Raw genomic sequence first — 18,523 nt, 5'->3', positions numbered from 1 at the left:
GCCGTCGTCAGCCCGCGCGAGAGCACCCCCCACAGAGCAGCGGCCGCGGGGTCCTCGCCGCCCCGTGAGCGGTCAGAACAGCGGCGGCAGCTCCTCGTCGTCAGTCACCGGGAGCGCGTCGAAGTTCGCGTCGCTCCGCTCGCGGAGGTCGTCGATGTTGTCCATCGCCTCCAGGGCGACCGCCTGCAGGTGCTTGACGCGCGGGACGTTCGTCATCGCGGACGCTCGCTGTCGGTCGCGTCCGGCCTCGACTACGTCAACTCGATGTCGTCGACGTCAACGTGCCGTCTCGCGAGCTCCCGGGCCGCCTCGATGTTCCGACCGTCCACGCCGATCGCGACGCCCGTATCCGCCTCGTCGACCTCCACGTACGCGACCGTGTCACCGTTCTCGCTGATCGTGACGTTGTACACCGCCGCCGGCGCGAGCGCGTTCGCGACGAGGTCACCGGGCGCGTTCGCGTCCTCGACGAGCTTCACGTCGCTCCCGAGACGCTCCTCGAACTCGCCCACGTGCTCGCCACCCGGCCCGATCGCCTCGCCCATGTCGCCGCGCGCGACCAAGACCACGACGCGGTCGTCGTACACCAGGCAATCCAGCCCGGTCGCGCCCGTGACGTCCTCGAACAATCCGAGGACGCGGCGCGCCTCGTCCGACAGCGTCCGTGCCATCAGTCCGCTTGCTCGCTCGACTTCGGCAGCGACCCCATCCGGAGGTCGACGTCACCCGTCCCGAGCTTGATCGGCTTCCCGACGATGACGTTCTCCGTCACGCCGTTCAGGTCGTCGACCTCGCCGTGGATGGCTGCGTCAAGCAGGTGATTGACCGTGACCTCGAACGCCGCACGCGCCAACACGGACTCCTTGGACCCACTGATACCGTGCCGGCCGATGGACTCGATCTCGCCGCGGTTCGTCATCATGTCAGCGACCAGCATCAGGTGCCGGACGTTCACGTTGTCCAGGCCCTGCTCTCGCAGCGTGTCGTTGGTCTCCTCGATGATGATCTCGCGAGCCGCCTCGATACCGAGCGTCCGATGAATCTCGTGGATGTTGTTACACGACGACCGCGAGGCGTCCACGCCCTCGATCTCCAGGGCGTCACCGAACGACGACCCCTCCGTGTACAGCACGAACTCCTCGCGCTCCTCGCCGTCGACGGTCTCCACGTCCTCCTTCCGGATGACGACGCGCGAGATCTCCTCGATGCCCTTGAACGTGATCTCGCGGAGCTCCTCGACGAGCTGGAGGAGATCGCGGTAACTCGGCTCCTCGGGCCCGAACTGGACGTTCGTCCCCTTCTGGATCGTCGTCACGCCGAGCGAATCCTCGATGATACCAGCGATCTCACCGGCGATCTCGCCGGTGTCGGCCACCGTCGGCCAGCGCTCCTGGAGCGTCTCCGGGTTCAGGTCGATGGAGACGTTCATGTCCGCGACGTTCGTCGACACGTCACCGAGCGCGAGGATCTTCGTCGCCTCGAGCTGCCAGACGACCTCGTGAGCGCGCTCGCGGCTCTCCGCGTACTCGTCTTCGAGGTAGATCGTCATCATCGGCGTGTCCGGCGTCTTCCGCGCGTCCACGAGCTCGATGAGCCTGGGCAGCCCCTGCGTGACGTCGATCTCCGCGACGCCCGCGTAGTGGAACGTGTTCATCGTCAGCTGCGTCCCCGGCTCACCGATCGACTGCGCGGACACTGTCCCGACCGGGTCCAGCGGCTCCACGCGCGTCTCCCGGTAGCGGTTCTCGACCGCCTTCGCGATCTCGTCGGCCGCCTCGACGCTCAGACTCCGGTCCTCGACGACCTGATACACGTCCGCGCGGAGCTCCTCGGGGATGTCCCGGTCCTCGACGACCGCTTCCACGTCGGCGGAGACGTCGAACTCAGTCATCCGACTCCACCTCCGTGAGGAGGTCCGGGTTACGACGCGCTTCCGCGTGCTCGCTGAGGTTCGTCGGCCGCGCCTCGTCGCCGAGGAACTCGGCCTTGGACTGGTCGTCCGCGAACTCGTTGTCGAGGATGCGGTCCGCGATCTGCTCGACGTCCACGCCGCTCTCGGCGTCGTGCGCGACCTGAACCGGGCTCGTCGAGTCCTCGCCGAACTCGAACTGGACGATCGTGTCCGAGGTGTCCCGGACCGTGCCGTCGTACTGCGTCTCCAGCTCCGACAGCGCGTTGATGAGACGACGCTGGAGGTACCCGGACTTCGACGTCCGGACCGCCGTGTCCACGAGACCCTCGCGGCCACCCATCGCGTGGAAGAAGAACTCCCGCGGCGTCAACCCGCCCGTGTAGGAGTGCTCGACGAACCCGTGCGCGTCAGCGCTCAGGTCGTCCTTCTTGTAGTGGCTCAGAGTGCGGTCCTCGTACCCGCGATTGATGCGGTTCCCGCGAACCGCCTGCTGGCCGACGGCACCGGCCATCTGCGTGAGGTTCAGCATCGACCCACGCGCCCCCGAGTTCGCCATGACGACCGCCGGGTTGTCCTCGTCGAAGTCCTCCTCGGCGATGTCGCCCGCGTTGTCACGGGCCTTCCCGAGCGTCTGCATGATCTTCATCTCCAGGGTCTCGTCGACCGTCCGACCCGGCAGACTCTCCAGTTCACCGTTCTCGTACGTCTCGATGAGTTCCTCGGTGCGATCGTACGCGTCGTCGATCGTCTCGTTGATGCGCTCCTGGCCCTCCTCCGAGATCGTCTCGTCGTCGATCCCGATCGAGAACCCGAAGTGCATGATCGAGCGCATCGCGAGCGCCGCGACCTCGTTGATGAAGACGCGGGCGCGCGTCGTCCCGTACACCTTCACGATCGTGTCGACGATCTCCCCGCCGAACTCGCCGACCTCGTCCTCCGCGATGGTGCCCTCGACGAGCGTCCCGTCGTCGACGATGACGTCGTCGCCGACGGTCCCACGGAACTGGAGGTTCAGGTCGTCCGGCAGGAGCTCCGAGAAGATGTCCCGGCCCGTCCAGTACGGCTCGCCCTCGTCCTCGCCGCTCGGCGCCGGCAGTTCGTCGATACGCGTCGCACGCAGCAGGTCGAGCGCCTGCGTCTCGTTGAACCGCGGGTTCTGGTTCGTGAGGAGGTACGTCCCACTGATGTGGTCCTGGATGGCGCCGATGATGTTCTCGCCGAAGCGCGGCGACAGGATCTGCTCCTGGACGCGCATCAGGACGCGCGCCTCCGCCCGCGCCTCCTCGTTCTGGAGGGCGTGCATGTTCATCTCGTCACCGTCGAAGTCAGCGTTGTACGGCGGACAGACGACCGTGTTCAGGCGGAACGTCTTCGACGGCATCACCACGACCTCGTGGGCCATGATGGACATCCGGTGCAGCGACGGCTGTCGGTTGAACACGACGATGTCGCCGTCCACGAGATGCCGGTTGACCTCCCAGCCGGACTCGACCTTCTCCGAGAGTTCCTCGCAGTTCTTCTCCGTGACCTTCAGGCGCCGCCCGTCGGGGCGCTTCACGTAGTTCGCGCCCGGATGCCCCTCCGGACCGTTGGAGACGTACCGGCGCGCGTCCGAGAGATTGCGCTCCGTGACGTTCATCGTCTGCGTCATCTCCTTGGCCACGCGGTCAGGCACGCCGACCTCGTTCAGGCTGAGCGTCGGGTCCGGACTGATGACAGTACGAGCCGAGAAGTTCACGCGCTTCCCGGACAGCGACCCGCGGAACCGACCCTCCTTGCCCTTCAGGCGCTGCGAGAGCGTCTTCAGCGGCCGCCCCGAGCGGTGTCGCGCCGGCGGCGTCCCACTGATCTCGTTGTCCATGAACGTCGTCACGTGGTACTGGAGGAGCTCCCAGAGGTCCTCGATGATGAGCTGGGGCGCCCCCGCCTCGCGGTTCTCCATGAACCGCTGGTTGATGCGGATGATGTCCACGAGCTTGTGCGTCAGGTCGTCCTCGCTACGCTGCCCGTTGTCGAGCGTGATGGAGGGACGCGCCGTCACCGGCGGCACCGGCAGCACAGTGAGGATCATCCACTCCGGACGACTCCGGTCGGGGTTGATACCGAGCACCTCCAGGTCCTCGTCCGAGATGTCCTCGAACCAGTCCCGGATGTCGCTCGGCATCAGCTTGTTCATGTCCTCCTCCGTCAGGTCCACGTCCAGGGCCTTCTCGATGGCTTTCCGGTCGCTCTCGCGCGGCCGGAACTCACCGGAGAGGATCTCGTTGATCCGCGACAGGTCTATCTCGGTGGCCTCCGCGAGCTCCTCGCGCCCCATCGGGGCCACGTCCGCCTCCTCGTCACCCTGCATCGCGCTCGCGATTACCTGCGAGTACTCCGACGTGAGGACCTGCTGGACCTCGTAGTACGTCGTCGGCTTCTCGTGCTGGATGTCGAACTGGACCTCGCCACAGAACGGACAGCGGTCCTTCTTCCGCGCCTGCCTGATCGCCGCCTTCGTCACGTCGTTCAGGTCGTTCCCGAGCTTCCGTGCGTTGTTCAGGTCTCGCGCGAAGTCCTCGCGCTCGTCCTCCGTGAGACAGAGCCGCGCGCACTCGCGGCACGTCCCGCGCAGCAGCCGTCGGATGAGCTTCGTGAACCCGACGTGGATGACGGGCGCAGCCAGCTCGATGTGCCCGAAGTGCCCGTTACACGACCCGCTGTGCTTCCCGCAGGTCTTGCACTCCAGTCCCGGGTCGATGACGCCGAGACGCGGGTCCATGAGCCCCATGTCGATGGGGAACCCGTCGTCGTCGTACGTGTCGGCCGTGATGACCTTCGTCGCACTCATCTCGCGGTACTCCTCCGGGTCCATCAGCCCGAAGCTGATCTCCCCGATCTCCTTGGGTGATTGTCCTGTCGACATGGTTCAGACTGCGTCCTCCAGTTCGAGTCGCGGCGCGATACCAAGCGCCTTCATCTCGTCGAGCAGGAGCTTGAAGGCGTAACTCATCTCTATCTCGTGGATGTCCGTCTCCTCGCCGCAGTTCGGACAGTAGACACGCCGCTGGTCGACGTTCTCCACCGCGCTCATCCCGCACTCCCCGCAGACGTTGATGAACTCGCGGTCGGACTCGTCGAGCAGGCGCTCCTTGAGCGCCATCGCCGCACCGTGCCCGATGAGCACGTCGCGCTCCATCTCCCCGACGCGCAGACCGCCCTCGCGAGCACGTCCTTCCGTGGGCTGGCGCGTGAGCACCTGCACCGGACCGCGCGAGCGCGCGTGGAGCTTGTTCGACACCATGTGGTAGAGCTTCTGGTAGAAGATGACGCCGACGAAGATCTCCGCCTCGATCTTCTCGCCGGAGACGCCCGAGTAGAGGATCTCTTTCCCGGAGGAGTGGAAGCCGCGGTCCTCGAGGCCACCGCGGATTTCGTCCTCGTTCTCGCCCGTGAACGGCGTCCCGTCGACGCGGCGCCCTTCGAGCGCACCCGTCTTGCCGCCGAGCATCTCCAGAACGTGCCCGACCGTCATCCGCGACGGGAGCGCGTGCGGGTTCAGGACGAGGTCCGGAACGACTCCTTCCTGCGTGAACGGCATGTCCTCCTGGGGCGCGATGTGACCGACGACGCCCTTCTGGCCGTGCCGGCTCGCGAACTTGTCCCCGAGCTCGGGGATGCGCTCGTCGCGCACGCTGACCTTCGAGAGCTTCGACCCGTCCTCGCCCTCCATCAGCGTCACCGTGTCCACGACCCCGGACTCGCCCGAACGCATCGTCACCGACGTCTCACGGCGCTTCTGCGGACTGAGGCCGCCCATGTCGTCGGGTTCCTCGAGGAACCGCGGCGGACTCGTCTTCCCGAGCAGCACGTCGTTCTCGCCGACGCGCGTCTCCGGGTTCACGAGCCCGTCCTCGTCGAGGTGCGTGTACGCCTCCTCACCGCGCGCACCGCGCACGTCTTGGCTCGGGATCTCGAACCGGTCCTCCTGCCCGCCCGGATACCGGCGTTCCTCGCCCTCGTACGTCCGGAAGAAGTGCGAGCGAGCGAGCGCCCGGTCGACCGACCCCTGGTTCATCACGAGCGCGTCCTCGATGTTGAACCCCTCGTAGGACATCACCGCGACCACGAAGTTCTGTGCCGCCGGCCGGTCGTCGTACCCGATCTGCTCCGTCGTCTGCGTCTTCACCATCGACAGCTGCGGGTAATGCAGGAGGTGCTGGCGCGTGTCCGGCCGGATCCGGTAGTTCGCGCTCGGCAGCCCCAGACTCTGCTTGATCATCCCCGCACCCATCGTGATGCGCGGACTCGCGTTGTGCTCGGGATACGGAATCATGCCCGCACCGATACCGAAGATGAGCTGCGGGTCGACCTCGAGGTGCGTGTGGTCCGACGTCACGTCCTCGCGGTCGACGGCGACGAGGATGTCCTCCTCCTCCTCCGCGTCGATGAACTCGATACGGCCGTTGTCCACGAGGTCCTGGAACTCGAGCTCGCCGTCCTCGAGCGCCTCGATCTCCGTCTCGTCGATGAGCGGCTCGCCGTCCTCGACGACGATGAGCGGCCGGCGGGCACGCCCCGCGTCCGCGTTGATGATGACTTCGCGCGTCCGATCCTTCACGGACACGTTCACCATCTCCGAGATGTCGCCGAACCGGCGTTCCTCGCGGATCTGGTCGGCGAGCTGATGCGGTTCGGGATGTGTCCCGACGAGACTACCGTTCACGTACACCTTCGCTTCGCGTTGCTGTTTACTCATGTTAGTCGTCAGCGGGCTGATCGTGCCCCTGGCCCTGCAGCCCCGGGATTCCCTCCACGCCCATGGAGTCGAGTTGTCGCTTCAGTCCCTGTTCGTCCTCGATGTTCTGTGAGAGCTCCATCGCTTGCGCGAAGTTCTTCACGAGCCCACAGTTCGGTCCCTCCGGCGTCTCCGACGGACAGATGCGACCCCACTGGGTCGCGTGCAGGTCCCGCGCCTCGAAGTGCGGCTGCGACCGCGACAGCGGACTGCGGAGACGACGCAGGTGACTGAGGACACCCATGAAGTCCGTGCGGTCGACGAGCTGGGAGACCCCAGACCGCCCGCCGACCCAGTTCCCCGTCGCAATCGGGTGCTCCAGACGCTCCGTGAGCACGTCCGACCGAACGACCGTGTTCACGGACAGCTGCCGGTTCCGCATGTTCGCACGCTCCAGCTGGTACTTCACGTCGCGCGCCAGCTTGTTCAACGCCGTCCGGAACAGGTCCTTCATCAGGTCCCCGCTCACCTTCAGGCGCTTGTTCGCGTAGTGGTCCTTGTCGTCGGACTCGCGCCGACCGAGCGCCAGCTCGAAGCACGCTTCGGCCATCCGACAGAGATAGTACGCCTTGTTGATGCGCGTCTCCTCCTCCTCGACGCCCTCCTCGTGGAGGTGCGGGAGCAGGTACCGGTCGATGACGTAGTTCGCGCGCTTGAGCTGGTAGTTCTTCCCCTGCCCGCTCGCCACGCGCTTCCCGAGCGCCTCGATGGCCTCCTCCTCGGTCTGGACCTCCGCGGCCTCGAGGTTCTCGAGCATGTACTTCACGACCTCCGGGTCGTCACTGACCCGGTGAACGATCTCCTCGTCGGACTCGAGACCGAGTGCCCGAACGAGCGTCACGAAGTTGATCGACCCCGACACGGACGGGAACGAGACCTCCAGCAGGCCGTCACGCGTCCGCTCGGTGAGCACGAGCGCCCGGTAGCCACGACGCTGACTGAACGTCTTCGCCACCTGGATCTCGTCGCCGTACTTCGTGTCGTACTCCGCGAGGATCTTGTTCGGCGCCAGGTCCTCGCTCGTCATCAGCACGCGCTCGCTGCCGTTCACGATGAAGTACCCACCGGGGTCCGCGGGGTCCTCACCGATCTCGATGAGTTCCTCGTCCGAGAACCCAGCGATGTTACACTTGTCGGAGCCGACCATAATCGGCATCCGACCGACCTTCGTCTCCGTCTTGTCGACCACGCGCTCCTCGCCCTCCTCGCCCTTCACGATGGACATCTCCATGAAGACGGGAGCGGAGTACGTGATGTTCCGGAGACGCGCCTCCTGCGGGTACAAGAGCTCCTCCGAACCGTCCGCCTCACGCACACGCGGCGTGACGACGCGAACGTCGCTCAGTTCCACGAACACCGGCTCCTCACCCTCCTTGTCGCCGATGTCCGTCTCGATCGTCTCCTTCTCGTCGACGACCTGCTGCATCCCCCGGTTCAGGAACGAGTTGAACGACCGGAAGTGATGTTCGGCGAGGCGATCCTTCCCGAAATACTCCTTCGAGATGACGCGTCTGTTTGCTCTATCCATTATTTTACTCTACCACGAGTCGGTACACGACAGCCGTGTCTGTTGTTCGCGAATCTCGAACGATCTTCACGACGTCACCGACGCTCGCCTCGTCCGGCAGCGCCGGGTCCTTCCGCTTGATCTTCGGTAAGTCGGTACGGTCGATATCGTACTCTTCGAGCACCGGCTCGAGTTCGTCCTCCTCGAGGAGCGTGTGCTCTGGCACGAGTTCGTGTTGGCTTACATCTACCATGAGTGTGTCTGGCGGGCGGGAGAAACTGCTGTCACGAGATACTACAGGCTCATACAGACGGGAGGCATTTAACACTTGCCAAGTACGCGCGCGGCGTAGCCACTCTCGCGACCCGCCGGGAGACAGAGGGCGGCAACGGCGGGTCGCCGACCTTACCCTACCTAAGAACACTACCAGTATAAATCGTTTGTGCCACGATGAACACACCCACACCCGTCTCGAGTAGAAAGCCTTAATCGTCTAACCGCGATACGTGAGAGTGCAGCCCGGGTGGTGTAGTGGCCCATCATACAACCCTGTCACGGTTGTGACGCGGGTTCAAATCCCGCCTCGGGCGCTTCTTCGAACACAGAACCCACGAGCGTCGAGTTTTCTCGCCGCGAACGAACCGTTCAGAGTCCGAGAACGGAATCAGAACCCTGCCGGTCGCGCACCGCGAACGTGAGAGCACGTCTGGCTTCGATTCAGGTTCCGCCTCGGGAGTTCTCTACTTCCAACGACGCACGAGAATTGGAGCGGCGAGCACGAGTTTGAGGGAGGATGCTGTATGCAAAAGAGCGTTGAGAAGCAGCCATTTAGTCGTGTAGTGACCCAGTGGAAGGTATGGGAAATGTCGAGAACTCGAAGTCCGTTGGGGACGAAACGGAGGTGGCGGTCCTTCACGAGTTGCTCGTGGCTGGGTGGAGCGTCTCGATCCCGTTCGGTGACAACGATAAGTACGACCTCGTCATCGACGATGGCGAGGAATTGTTCAGGATTCAGTGCAAGACGGCGTGGCGGAACAAACCGGAGACGATCCGGTTCAACACGCATTCTCAGACGACCAAAGGCGGAGACTATCATGAGTCGACGTACGAGGAGGTCGCTGACGCGTTCATCGTTCGATTCCCCGAGGACGACCAGCTCTATTGGGTGGACGTCGAGGATGCGACGGAGCAGAAGATGGAGTTACGGTTCGAGGCAGCGATCGATCACCCATCGATCAATTGGGCGTCTGACTTCGAGTTCCAGCCCTGAATAGCTCGCTCAGTACGCTAGTCAAACGGCGTGTTACCACGCTTCATCCACGCCTCCGATTGAAAAGGTATAAAAACACGAGTCACCTCGGTACTGTTGCAAGCCCGGGTGGTGTAGTGGCCCATCATACAACCCTGTCACGGTTGTGACGCGGGTTCAAATCCCGCCTCGGGCGCTTCTCCGAACGCAAAACTCTGAGCGGTGAGCTTGCTCGCCGCGAACAACCCCGTTCGGAGGACGGAGGGCATTTTCTGCGGCGTCGAACGAGGAGCGTCGTCTCTGTACTGGGGCGCGTTGAGTCCGGTTCGTGATCGGTGAGCTGTGACCGTTGGTGGTGGCTGTGGCGTGTGGTCGTGGGGAGAAGGTGTCAGAGGCGGTGGCGTTGGGGCACTTCCATCACCAGAGTGCCACCGGTTGGGGGGTCGTCGACAGGCGTCTCCGTAGTGGATGACAGGCAGTCCCGTCGACGATTCCATCTTCTGTGGGTACGGTATTAGTGTTCCCGGAGGGTCAAGTGCGCGTTTGATACTCCGTGGTTGGGGTGGGTGTCGTTGGAGTGTTGCGTGGGGTAGCGTGGGACTGGTGGGTGCTGGGGCGTGGGTTCTTGTGAGAGGGGGCGGCGAGGGTGGGGTATGCGTCTGGCTGTGTTCGGTCGTGATGGTCGTGCTATCGAGGGGTTACCGGTTCGGCTCGTAATCGCGCTCGTGGTGGGTGTGGCGAGTCTGTCGGTGATGATGAACATGCTCGCTGGCGTGGGTGGGTTGGCGGTGCACGAGGTGGATGCGCGGCCGACGCCGGCGGTGGTGTCGGAGGGCGAGTCGTCGGTGACGGTGCGGGTGGTGGACGATGCCGGGGAGCCGGTGGAGAACGCGACGGTGGTGTTGACGTCGGGGTCGGCGGACCTGGATGAGGTGGTGACCGGGAAGACTGGTGAGGACGGGCGGGTGTCGGTGTCGGTGTCGGCGTCGCTGGCTGCGAACCGCGATCAGGGGACGGTGGAGGTGGTGGTGAAGCCGCCGGCGAGTGGCGGGTTCGTGGACGACCGTGAGAACGAGATGCTGCTGGTGGTCGAGGACGGCTAGGCGCGGGTTGGGGGGTCGGTCGAGTGACGCGTGGGGTCAGTCCCACTCTATCCAGTCTTGCTCCCAGCCGGTCTGGGATTGGGCGGCGCGGGCGGCGCGTTCGGCGTCTTCGCGCGCGGTGCGGTTGCGTTCGATGGCGCCGGCTTGTTCGCCGTCGGCGAGGAGTGGCTGGAAGGCGACGGGGCCGTGCGTGGTCTCGGTGCCGTCGGCGGTGACGGCGACGAGGGTCTGTCGGGGGCCGCGTCCGCTGGGGAGGACGAGGCGGCCGTCGGTGGCGAGTTGGTCGCGGAGGGGTCGTGGTGGGTCGACGGCGGCGGCTTCGACGAGGATGCGGTCGTAGGGGGCGTACTCGGGGAGGCCGCGGGCGCCGTCGCGGCGGTCGACGAGGACTTCGGGGTAGTCGGCGTCGGCGAGGTTCCGTCGGGCGTCGTGGACGAGTTGGCGGGTGATGTCGACGGCGTGGACCCTTCGACTCCCGACGATTTCGGCGAGGACGGCTGCGGTGTAGCCGACGCCGGCGCCGACGACGAGGACGTCGTCGCCGGGTTCTGGTTCGAGGACTTCCAGGAGGCGGGCGGCGGTGCTGGGCGCGAGGACGCGCGTGCCGCGGTGTTCGAGGGACTGGTCGGTGTAGGCCTTGCGTTCGTCGTCGACGAACGCTTCGCGGGGGACGGTTCGCATGGCGAGGCCGACAGCGTCGGTGTCGACGACGCTCTTGGCGTCGTGTTCGAGGCTGTCGACCATGTCCTCTCGCAACGCCGCGGGCTCCATACCTGAACGTTCGGGTGCGAGGGATTAAGTGCTTCGTGGAGTTGCGACGATGGTTTGGGCGTCGAGTCCGGGGACGGCGTGGACGTCGACGTGTTGGAAGCCGGCGGTTTCGAGCGCGATACGGAGGGTGCGTTCGCTGCGGTGGTCGCCGCTGGTGCCGGTCGCGAGGGCGTCGAGGCGGCGCGTGGGGGTGCGTGGGGAGTCGTCGCGGAGGTGTTCGACGAGGACGAGTGCGCGCGTCGGTCGTCGGGCGGCGTCGGCGGTATCGAGGTCGGCGTCAAGGGCGGCGTCGGCGTTGCGGGCGAGTGCGTCGTGGGCGGTGGCTGCGAACGCGTCGAGGGCGTCGTCGTCGAGGCGTGGTGTGAGGTCGGTCGCGAAGACGAGGTCGGTCGTCGGGATGGGGTCGGTGAGGGTGCCGGGGTCGAGTTCGATGTCGCGGGGGGCGAGGAGTGGCCGTGCGGCGTCGACGCGCTCGGGGGTGTCGCGGAGCGTGACGTCGTGGCCGCGGGCGGCGAACTCGGTGGCGTGCTGGCCGGGGCTGCCGCCGACGTCGACGACGGTCGTGGCGCCGGGAGCGCCTCGTTGGGCGGCGCTGACGGCGGCGTTCACGGCGGCGTCCGGGGTGGCTTGGCGGGCGCCGAGGCGGTTGCGTTCGTGGTCGTCGCCGCGTGCCTCTTGGGCGGCCTCGGTGGGGTCGGCGGCGGCGAGCGTCTCGGGGAGGGCGGCGTACGCGTCGAACCGGTCGACGTCCCGTGGGGTGGTGCCGATGGAGCGGAGGTCGGTCTTCGTGAGGAGCCCGAGCGCTCGGTTCGTCGGTTCGTACGCGCCGTCGACGAGTTCGAAGAACCCGCGGTCGGCGAGGACGTCGACGAGGACGCTCGCGGCGCGGTCGTCGAGGCTGGTTCGGGCGGCGACGTCGCTCGGGGTGTCGGCGTCGTCGAGGAGCGCGTCGAGCGCACCGGTCTCGCGGGCGGTGCGGAGTGCGGCGACGGTCGCGAGGGCGTCGCGTGCGTCGTCGTTCATACGACGGCGGTCGGTCGCGGATGCCGTAAGTCCGCCGCCTGCGGGTGCGGTGGTGCCAGCGGCAGCGTCGGTCGCGAGCGGGGCTTGGAGCGCCGCTCACCCGCGCATGGTGACGAACCGGACGCCGCCGCGGTCCTCGCGGTCGAGGTCGCCGTCGCGTTTCTCGGCGTACACGAGGCGCTGGGTGCCGTCGCCGATCGGTGCGAGGAGTCGGCCGCCGTCGCGGACCTGGTCGACGACCGCGTCGGGGAGGTCGCTCGCGGCGCACGTCAGGTACGCGGCGTCGTAGGGCGCGTGCTCGGACCAGCCGTCGCGGCCGTCGCCGACGCGCACTGCAACGTCGCCGTACCCGATTTCCTCGAGCGTCTCGCGGGCGGTTTCGGCGAGGCGTTCGCTGTACTCGACGCTGTACACGTGCTCCGCGCCGACGACGGCGGCGGTGACGGCGGCGTGGTACCCGCAGCCGGTCCCGACCTCGAGGACGCGCTCCCCGGGGTCGAGTGCGAGCGCGTCGGTCATGATGGCGACCATGTGCGGCGCGCTGATCGTCTGTCCGTCCGCGATCTGGAGCGGGCGGTCCTCGTAGGCCGCGGAGCGGTCGCCGTCGCGGACGAACGCCTCGCGTGGGACGGCGCGCATCGCGTCGAGCGTCGACTGTCGCGAGACGTCCCGCCGCTCGGCGAGCCGGCCGACGAGCCTGTCGCGCCGCTCGGCGAAGTCGGACGTCACGGTTCGAGTATCGGTTCGCGTCGGCAAGAAGGTTCGCGTCGGGTCGCTCCGAGCGCAGTCCGCGACGACGCCAGACGTAGTCGGGGTCGTTACCAGGCGGACCAGGCGGTCGTGTTCTCGTCCCAGGCGTACACGCGCTTGACGTCTTTCGCGACGACAGTGTCGCCTTCGTGGTCGCGTTTCTTGAAGTCGTGGCTGACGGCGTCGTCGCGGACGGCGATGTTCTTGATCGTGAACTCGTCGTCGCCGAAGCTCTCGGTCTCGCCGACGGTGAACTCGAAGTCACCGGGGACGTACACTTTGAGGGAGCGCGTCTCGTCGTTCGAGCCGTCTCGCGGGTTCGCGGTGACGTTGACGGGGACGTTGTCGACTTCGCGCGTCCAGATCGTCTGGACGTCCTCGGCGGTCGCCTGCTGGCGGCGTTTCTGTTCGTCGAGTTCGAGGCTCGTGATGCGGACGGTCATGAGGGCTTCGGGCGTGTCGAGCACGAACTCCTCGCCGACGGCGAGGGTCTCCTCGGCGGGGACTTCGGCGCTCGAACTGAACGATTCGCCGTCCTGACTGACGACGACGTCGGTGTCGATCGTTCGTTCCTCCTCGATGCGGGTCTTGTGGGTGTGGTCGCACTCGGTGCAGCGGACGGTGTGCTGCGCGCCCGTCGCGGTGAGTACCTCGTGAACCGTCTGCGTCGCTGGCGCGCACGAGGGGCACGCGAGCGCGACGCGCTCGGCGGTATCGCTCATATCCGGGATACCGCGTCCAGCCCTAAAAGCCGTCCGAGTTGCGTTCGAGTCGATTCGAGTGGAACCGGTGTGACGTCGGGCAGCGGGTGTCTCGTGGGCGAACGCTTTTTGCCGCGGGCCGGGCAACGGAGCGGTATGACCGAGAACCCGCCGGCGGCGGCGGACGACGACGGCGAACGCGACCGGGTTGACGCGTCGACCGCCGGAGACCGCGAGGACTCCAGTACGGATGCGTCGACCGCCGGAGACCGAGAGGAGTCTAGCGTGGACGCGGCGGGCCGTGGGAGTGACGGGCCGTCGCCCGGCGTCCCCGACGATTCGAACCTGCCGAGTGACGACGAGGTTCCGGCGGACGTCCAGAAGTACGAGCGGTTCACGAAGATGGACGGTGCGCAGTACGAGCGCGTGAACGACTTCATCCGGGAGCGGACGTACGTGACGGCTCGCGAGTGGGCGATCGCGCGGTTGTGCGCCGACTTCCGGACGGAGACGGGCGTGGAGATGACGAAGATCGGTGAGAACCTCCCGGAGCTGGTGCCGTTCATGACGGACACGTACACGCCGCAGGCGGTGAATCAGGCGCGGGCGTCGTTCGAGGAGAAGGTCCGGAAGGCCGGTGCGACGTTCCTCTACGGTGCGATGTGTGATTTCTTCACGGCGGAGGAGTTGGACGACGTGATGTACGAGTCGACGGAGGTGGCGAAGTTCCTGCTTGAGGTCGAGGGCGTCGATCTCTCCGTCGAGGAGGAGTTGGACGCCGAGGAGCGGATCTCGTCGGTGATGCGGGAGGTCCGGCAGGCGAGCGAGGAGTTGCGCGACGAGTAGCAGTCGGTTACGTGGTGTTCGGGCGCTATTGCTGCGAGTATGCCGTGTCTTCGATGGGTCGAGAATCCGGGGAGAGCGTAATGGTGCGGTGCGTCGCGATCGGCCTCCACCCCCGTGATGGCCGACGGGACCGTCCACCGCGATACGTGCGTGGAATCGAGCCGCCCGTTGTGTCGGGTTGGCCTGCCTCTGCGTTCCGGCCGACGCGCCGTCGGCGGTGAACGCTATCCTACCGTGTGGGAGCGTCGTAGATAAAGGGGGAGAACCGTTTGGGACGGTTTCGGTGGGTATAGCGCTTCTTGCCCGGTTTCAAGCGGTGTTCGCTGGTTCTCTGCGGCCGGTTGAACGCCGGTTGGCGACGGGTCGGGAGCAGTTCCGAATCCACCCGGTCGAAACCGGTTTCGTCTTGCGATTCAAGGCCCGGTTGAGGTGCTTCTGGCGGGGGTATCTTCAGCGCGAAACGCGGATGGTGTAATATACCCAACCACTGTCCGACGGCTGTTGGGTTCCCAACCATTTCGCGTGGTAGTCGCGACGCGAACCCGTCACGTGGCTCGCGCGCGCCGACCGAGCTCTACTCCTCGCCGGGCGGGAAGAACAGCGACGGGTCGTCGTGCGTGAACGTCGCGACGTTCTCGGAGGCGAGGTCGCGGACGTGCGTCCGCATCTCGCCCTCGCGAGTCGCTCGCTCGATCATGTCCTGGGCGACCTCGTCGTCGCTGTCGTAGAACGCCGGGGCGATCACCGCGACGTCGCGGCCCGCGTCCTCGACGACGACGACCAGGAACACGATACCGGCCTCGACCGCGCGGAACACCGAACACGCGTCGAACGCGGCGTCCTGCGCCCTCACGAGCTCGGAGAGTTCGCGCGCGAGTTCCCCGGGGACGACGAGGTCGAGGCCGAACCGGTCGACGGTCGCGTGCTGGCCCGACACCGGCGCGATGTCGCCCGGGAACACCTCGACGACGTCCCAGCCGTCCTCGCGGTACTCTTCGACCGTCGCCTCCATGTCGGCGACGACCGCGTCCCAGTGGTCGAGGACGCCCTCGGGCGGCAGGTGTGCTTCGGGGTCGACGTCGACGTGGTCCTCGTTCATGCTCGACTCCGCGTGACCCCGCTCCAAGAGGGTTTTGGAAGCGAGCGCGCACCCCGTCGGCCGGAACCGCCAGATTCCACTCGCTCGACCGGCGAACGTATCCGTTCCGCCGGAGTTCGTGTGGAAACGTTTTTCACGAGTGGATGTGCCACGTGCGGATAGTGACTGATCTACTCTCCATCTCCGGCCTGCACACCCGGTTCGATACCGATCGAGGGACGGTTCGCGCGGTCGAGGACTTCGATCTGACCATCCCAGAGGGGAAGACGGTCGGGCTCGTCGGCGAGTCCGGCTCCGGGAAGTCCGTGACCGCGCTGTCGGCGATGGGGCTCGTCGACGACCCCGGATACGTCGCCGAGGGCGCGGTCGAGTTCCACGACCGCGACCTCGCCGCGCGGTTCGCCGAGGAGTACCCGAAGCAGGCGCCGAACTTCGTCGACGAGGGACGCGGCGTCGTCGACCTGACGCAGGCGCCGGAACCGGCGATGCGGTCGGTGCGCGGCGGCGAGATGAGCATGATCTTCCAGGACCCGATGACGTCGCTGAACCCGGCGGTGACCGTCGGCGAGCAGGTCGCGGAGAGCCTGCGCCTGCACCGGTACGGCGACCGGTCACCGGACACGTGGTGGAGCGCGGTCCGAGAGATACTCCCGAAGTTCAGCGGCGACGGGATGCGCGAGGAGGTCCTCGAGGACACCGTCGACATCCTCGAGGAGGTCGGTATCCCGGAGCCGACCGCTCGGCTCGACGAGTACCCCCACGAGTTCTCCGGCGGGATGCGACAGCGCGTCCTCATCGCGATCGCGCTCGCGTGCCAGCCCCAGCTCCTCGTCGCTGACGAGCCGACGACCGCGCTCGACGTCACCATCCAGGCGCAGATCCTCGATCTCATCAACGAGCTCCAGGCCGAGCGCGGCATGAGCGTCCTGTTCATCACGCACGACCTCGGCGTCGTCGCCGAGACCTGTGACCGCGTCGCGGTGATGTACGCGGGGAACGTCGTCGAGGAGGGCCCCGTGGAGGAGATCTTCGCGAACCCGTCGCATCCGTACACGTACGCGCTCCTGGAGTCCATCCCGCAGGAGGACAAGGAGCGGTTGACGCCGATCGAGGGGAACGTCCCGGACCTCATCGACATGGACGAGGGCTGCCACTTCGCGGACCGGTGTCCGTGGGCGCACGAGGCGTGCGTCGGCGAGGAGGTGCCGTACCGCCAGCACGGCGGCGCGGGCGTCGACCACGTCTCGAAGTGCGTGCTGGACGACTTCGACGAGGCGGAGTACGCGAGCGGCCGCGAGGGCATCCGGTCGACCGACGAGACCGCGGTCGGTGACCCGCTCGTGGAGGTCCGAGACCTGAAGAAGCACTTCTCGCGAGCGGACGACCTCCTCGACAAGTGGCTGTCGACGGAGCAACAGAGCGTGAAGGCGGTCGACGGCGTGAGCTTCGACATCCGCGAGGGCGAGACCCTCGGGCTCGTCGGCGAGTCCGGGTGCGGGAAGTCGACGACCGGGGAGACCATCCTTCGACTGCTGGAGCCGACGGACGGGAGCGTCGTGTTCGCGGGCGAGGACCTCGCGGACCTGTCGGGCCAGGACCTGCGCGCGAAGCGCCGGGACATGCAGATGATCTTCCAGGACCCGCTGTCGAGCCTGGACCCGCGGATGACGGTCGGGCAGATACTCATGGAGCCCCTGCAGATCCACGACCTGCCAGAGGAGCAGCCCGCGGAGGGGCAGAGTCGGCGCGAGCAGCGCCGCGAGCGCGTGATGGAGCTCATCGACGAGGTCGGGTTGTCCCGCGATCAGGTCGACCGGTATCCCCACGAGATGTCCGGCGGGCAGCGCCAGCGCGTCGGGATCGCGCGAGCGCTCGCGGTCGACCCGGACTTCATCGTGTGCGACGAGCCCGTGAGTGCGCTGGACGTGTCCGTGCAGGCCCAGATCCTGAACCTCCTGGAGGACCTCCAGGAGGAGTTCGGGTTGACGTTCCTGTTCATCGCGCACGACCTGAGCGTGGTTCGGCACGTCTCGGACCGCGTCGCGGTGATGTACCTCGGCGAGGTCGTGGAGGTCGCGGACACGCAGTCGCTGTTCGCGAACCCGAAGCATCCGTACACGCAGGCGTTGCTGTCGTCGATCCCGGTCCCGGACCCGACGGTGGATACGGACGACCGCGTCATCCTGGAGGGGGACGTGCCGAGCCCAATCGACCCGCCGTCGGGCTGTCACTTCCGGACGCGGTGCCCGCAGGTCATCCCGCCGGACGACGTCGACCTCCCGCAGGAGACGTACCGGGAGGTGATGAACGTCCGGCAGCGCATCGAGGACGAGGCGATCGACCTGGAGTTGGCGTGGAACATGGCCGAGGAGTCGGCGGCGGCGACGGACGGGGGGACGGCTGTCGATGAGGGCGGGTCGATGCCGACGTCCGTGGACGCGTTCGTGGACGCACTGTGGCGCGAGCTGTTCGACGACCCGTCGGTCGTCGGCGGGCGTTCGCGGGCGCTGCTGGACGAGGCGTTCGAGCAGTTGGCGCGCGAGGACTGGGAGGGGGCGGCTGCGACGCTCGCTGATCGGTTCGAGAGCGTCTGCGAGACGCGTAATCCGGTCCTACAGGACGACGAGCATCCCGCGTCGTGTCACCTCTACGAGCAGCCGGCGAACGCGGTCTCGGGGACGGCGGACGTGTCGTCGGTCGACGGCGACGACGCGTAGAGAGGACTACAGTCGTTGTAAATTTATAAGCGAATCGCGCTCGTCGGGGCCGTGCTTTCGCTATCAGG

At 66.7% G+C, this 18,523-nt stretch carries 16 protein-coding genes and 2 tRNA genes; 6 read left to right on the top strand and 12 right to left on the bottom strand.

Translation table 11 applies throughout. The features are described 5' to 3' along the window. Positions 1–72 precede the first annotated feature (72 nt). From SM754_RS06025 to SM754_RS05995, 7 genes are read right to left on the bottom strand one after another with little or no spacing between them, the layout of a single operon-like run. A complete protein-coding gene (locus SM754_RS06025; RefSeq protein WP_323675324.1) occupies positions 73–216 on the bottom strand; it encodes a hypothetical protein in 144 nt (47 codons plus the stop codon). A 35-nt stretch (positions 217–251) separates the two neighbouring features. Continuing rightward, positions 252–671, bottom strand: a complete 420-nt coding sequence (locus SM754_RS06020) for a NusA-like transcription termination signal-binding factor (RefSeq protein ID WP_323675323.1) — start codon at positions 669–671, stop codon at positions 252–254. Then, entirely contained in the window at positions 671–1,891 is a 1,221-nt protein-coding gene (gene rpoA2 / locus SM754_RS06015; RefSeq protein ID WP_323675322.1) for a DNA-directed RNA polymerase subunit A'', read from the bottom strand. The genes SM754_RS06020 and rpoA2 overlap by 1 nt, the downstream gene beginning before the upstream one ends. Next, complete coding sequence (locus SM754_RS06010; RefSeq protein WP_323675321.1) at positions 1,884–4,817, bottom strand: DNA-directed RNA polymerase subunit A'; 2,934 nt, start codon at positions 4,815–4,817, stop codon at positions 1,884–1,886. Before SM754_RS06010 ends, rpoA2 begins: the two co-directional genes overlap by 8 nt. Before the next feature lie 3 nt (positions 4,818–4,820). Next, the gene (gene rpoB, locus SM754_RS06005) at positions 4,821–6,650 is read right to left on the bottom strand and encodes a DNA-directed RNA polymerase subunit B (RefSeq protein WP_323675320.1); all 1,830 of its coding nucleotides are present in this window, start codon (positions 6,648–6,650) and stop codon (positions 4,821–4,823) included. Position 6,651: 1 nt separating this feature from the next. Continuing rightward, on the bottom strand, positions 6,652–8,217 hold the full coding sequence (locus tag SM754_RS06000; RefSeq protein ID WP_323675319.1) for a DNA-directed RNA polymerase subunit B'': 1,566 nt from the start codon (positions 8,215–8,217) through the stop codon (positions 6,652–6,654). Between the two features lie 4 nt (positions 8,218–8,221). Beyond that, positions 8,222–8,449 carry a DNA-directed RNA polymerase subunit H gene (locus SM754_RS05995; protein WP_323675318.1) on the bottom strand — a complete coding sequence of 76 codons (228 nt, stop codon included), beginning with the start codon at positions 8,447–8,449 and terminating at the stop codon, positions 8,222–8,224. Positions 8,450–8,713: 264 nt separating this feature from the next. Between SM754_RS05995 and SM754_RS05990 the strand changes: the two genes are divergently transcribed. The 4 genes from SM754_RS05990 to SM754_RS05975 all read left to right on the top strand — a co-directional run bounded on the left by SM754_RS05990 (position 8,714) and on the right by SM754_RS05975 (position 10,548). Next, positions 8,714–8,786, top strand: a tRNA-Asp gene (locus tag SM754_RS05990). A 266-nt stretch (positions 8,787–9,052) separates the two neighbouring features. Continuing rightward, entirely contained in the window at positions 9,053–9,466 is a 414-nt protein-coding gene (locus tag SM754_RS05985; protein WP_323675317.1) for a group I intron-associated PD-(D/E)XK endonuclease, read from the top strand. Between the two features lie 102 nt (positions 9,467–9,568). Beyond that, positions 9,569–9,641 (top strand) — tRNA-Asp (locus tag SM754_RS05980). A 457-nt stretch (positions 9,642–10,098) separates the two neighbouring features. Beyond that, entirely contained in the window at positions 10,099–10,548 is a 450-nt protein-coding gene (locus tag SM754_RS05975) for an Ig-like domain-containing protein (protein ID WP_323675316.1), read from the top strand. Positions 10,549–10,584: 36 nt separating this feature from the next. Here the strand turns inward: SM754_RS05975 and SM754_RS05970 are convergent, their stop codons facing one another. The 4 genes from SM754_RS05970 to SM754_RS05955 all read right to left on the bottom strand — a co-directional run bounded on the left by SM754_RS05970 (position 10,585) and on the right by SM754_RS05955 (position 13,814). Further along, complete coding sequence (locus SM754_RS05970; RefSeq protein WP_323675315.1) at positions 10,585–11,319, bottom strand: protein-L-isoaspartate O-methyltransferase family protein; 735 nt, start codon at positions 11,317–11,319, stop codon at positions 10,585–10,587. A gap of 24 nt (positions 11,320–11,343) precedes the next feature. Continuing rightward, positions 11,344–12,342, bottom strand: a complete 999-nt coding sequence (locus SM754_RS05965; protein WP_323675314.1) for a class I SAM-dependent methyltransferase — start codon at positions 12,340–12,342, stop codon at positions 11,344–11,346. A gap of 96 nt (positions 12,343–12,438) precedes the next feature. Next, a complete protein-coding gene (pcm, locus tag SM754_RS05960; protein ID WP_323675313.1) occupies positions 12,439–13,071 on the bottom strand; it encodes a protein-L-isoaspartate O-methyltransferase in 633 nt (210 codons plus the stop codon). Positions 13,072–13,160: 89 nt separating this feature from the next. Then, the gene (locus SM754_RS05955; protein WP_323675312.1) at positions 13,161–13,814 is read right to left on the bottom strand and encodes an HVO_0476 family zinc finger protein; all 654 of its coding nucleotides are present in this window, start codon (positions 13,812–13,814) and stop codon (positions 13,161–13,163) included. A 135-nt stretch (positions 13,815–13,949) separates the two neighbouring features. Between SM754_RS05955 and SM754_RS05950 the strand changes: the two genes are divergently transcribed. Beyond that, a complete protein-coding gene (locus SM754_RS05950) occupies positions 13,950–14,639 on the top strand; it encodes a DUF5806 family protein (RefSeq protein WP_323675311.1) in 690 nt (229 codons plus the stop codon). Between the two features lie 574 nt (positions 14,640–15,213). Here SM754_RS05950 and SM754_RS05945 read toward each other — a convergent pair. Continuing rightward, a complete protein-coding gene (locus SM754_RS05945) occupies positions 15,214–15,738 on the bottom strand; it encodes a DUF7529 family protein (RefSeq protein WP_323675310.1) in 525 nt (174 codons plus the stop codon). Between the two features lie 161 nt (positions 15,739–15,899). Between SM754_RS05945 and SM754_RS05940 the strand changes: the two genes are divergently transcribed. Further along, a complete protein-coding gene (locus SM754_RS05940) occupies positions 15,900–18,455 on the top strand; it encodes an ABC transporter ATP-binding protein (protein WP_323675309.1) in 2,556 nt (851 codons plus the stop codon). The last annotated feature ends 68 nt before the right edge of the window (positions 18,456–18,523 follow it).

The organism is Halorubellus amylolyticus (assembly GCF_034808145.1).
GTDB lineage: Archaea > Halobacteriota > Halobacteria > Halobacteriales > Natrialbaceae > Halorubellus.
The sequence above is the reverse complement of the archived record's forward strand: the minus strand, read 5'-3'. Positions and strand labels throughout refer to the sequence as shown.

Coding starts and splice junctions, on each gene's coding strand:
- SM754_RS06025 (WP_323675324.1), bottom strand. CDS start 216: ATGACGAACGTCCCGCGCGTCAAGCACCTGCAGGCGGTCGCCCTGGAG.
- SM754_RS06020 (WP_323675323.1), bottom strand. CDS start 671: ATGGCACGGACGCTGTCGGACGAGGCGCGCCGCGTCCTCGGATTGTTC.
- rpoA2 (WP_323675322.1), bottom strand. CDS start 1,891: ATGACTGAGTTCGACGTCTCCGCCGACGTGGAAGCGGTCGTCGAGGAC.
- SM754_RS06010 (WP_323675321.1), bottom strand. CDS start 4,817: ATGTCGACAGGACAATCACCCAAGGAGATCGGGGAGATCAGCTTCGGG.
- rpoB (WP_323675320.1), bottom strand. CDS start 6,650: ATGAGTAAACAGCAACGCGAAGCGAAGGTGTACGTGAACGGTAGTCTC.
- SM754_RS06000 (WP_323675319.1), bottom strand. CDS start 8,217: ATGGATAGAGCAAACAGACGCGTCATCTCGAAGGAGTATTTCGGGAAG.
- SM754_RS05995 (WP_323675318.1), bottom strand. CDS start 8,449: ATGGTAGATGTAAGCCAACACGAACTCGTGCCAGAGCACACGCTCCTC.
- SM754_RS05985 (WP_323675317.1), top strand. CDS start 9,053: ATGGGAAATGTCGAGAACTCGAAGTCCGTTGGGGACGAAACGGAGGTG.
- SM754_RS05975 (WP_323675316.1), top strand. CDS start 10,099: ATGCGTCTGGCTGTGTTCGGTCGTGATGGTCGTGCTATCGAGGGGTTA.
- SM754_RS05970 (WP_323675315.1), bottom strand. CDS start 11,319: ATGGAGCCCGCGGCGTTGCGAGAGGACATGGTCGACAGCCTCGAACAC.
- SM754_RS05965 (WP_323675314.1), bottom strand. CDS start 12,342: ATGAACGACGACGCACGCGACGCCCTCGCGACCGTCGCCGCACTCCGC.
- SM754_RS05955 (WP_323675312.1), bottom strand. CDS start 13,814: ATGAGCGATACCGCCGAGCGCGTCGCGCTCGCGTGCCCCTCGTGCGCG.
- SM754_RS05950 (WP_323675311.1), top strand. CDS start 13,950: ATGACCGAGAACCCGCCGGCGGCGGCGGACGACGACGGCGAACGCGAC.
- SM754_RS05945 (WP_323675310.1), bottom strand. CDS start 15,738: ATGAACGAGGACCACGTCGACGTCGACCCCGAAGCACACCTGCCGCCC.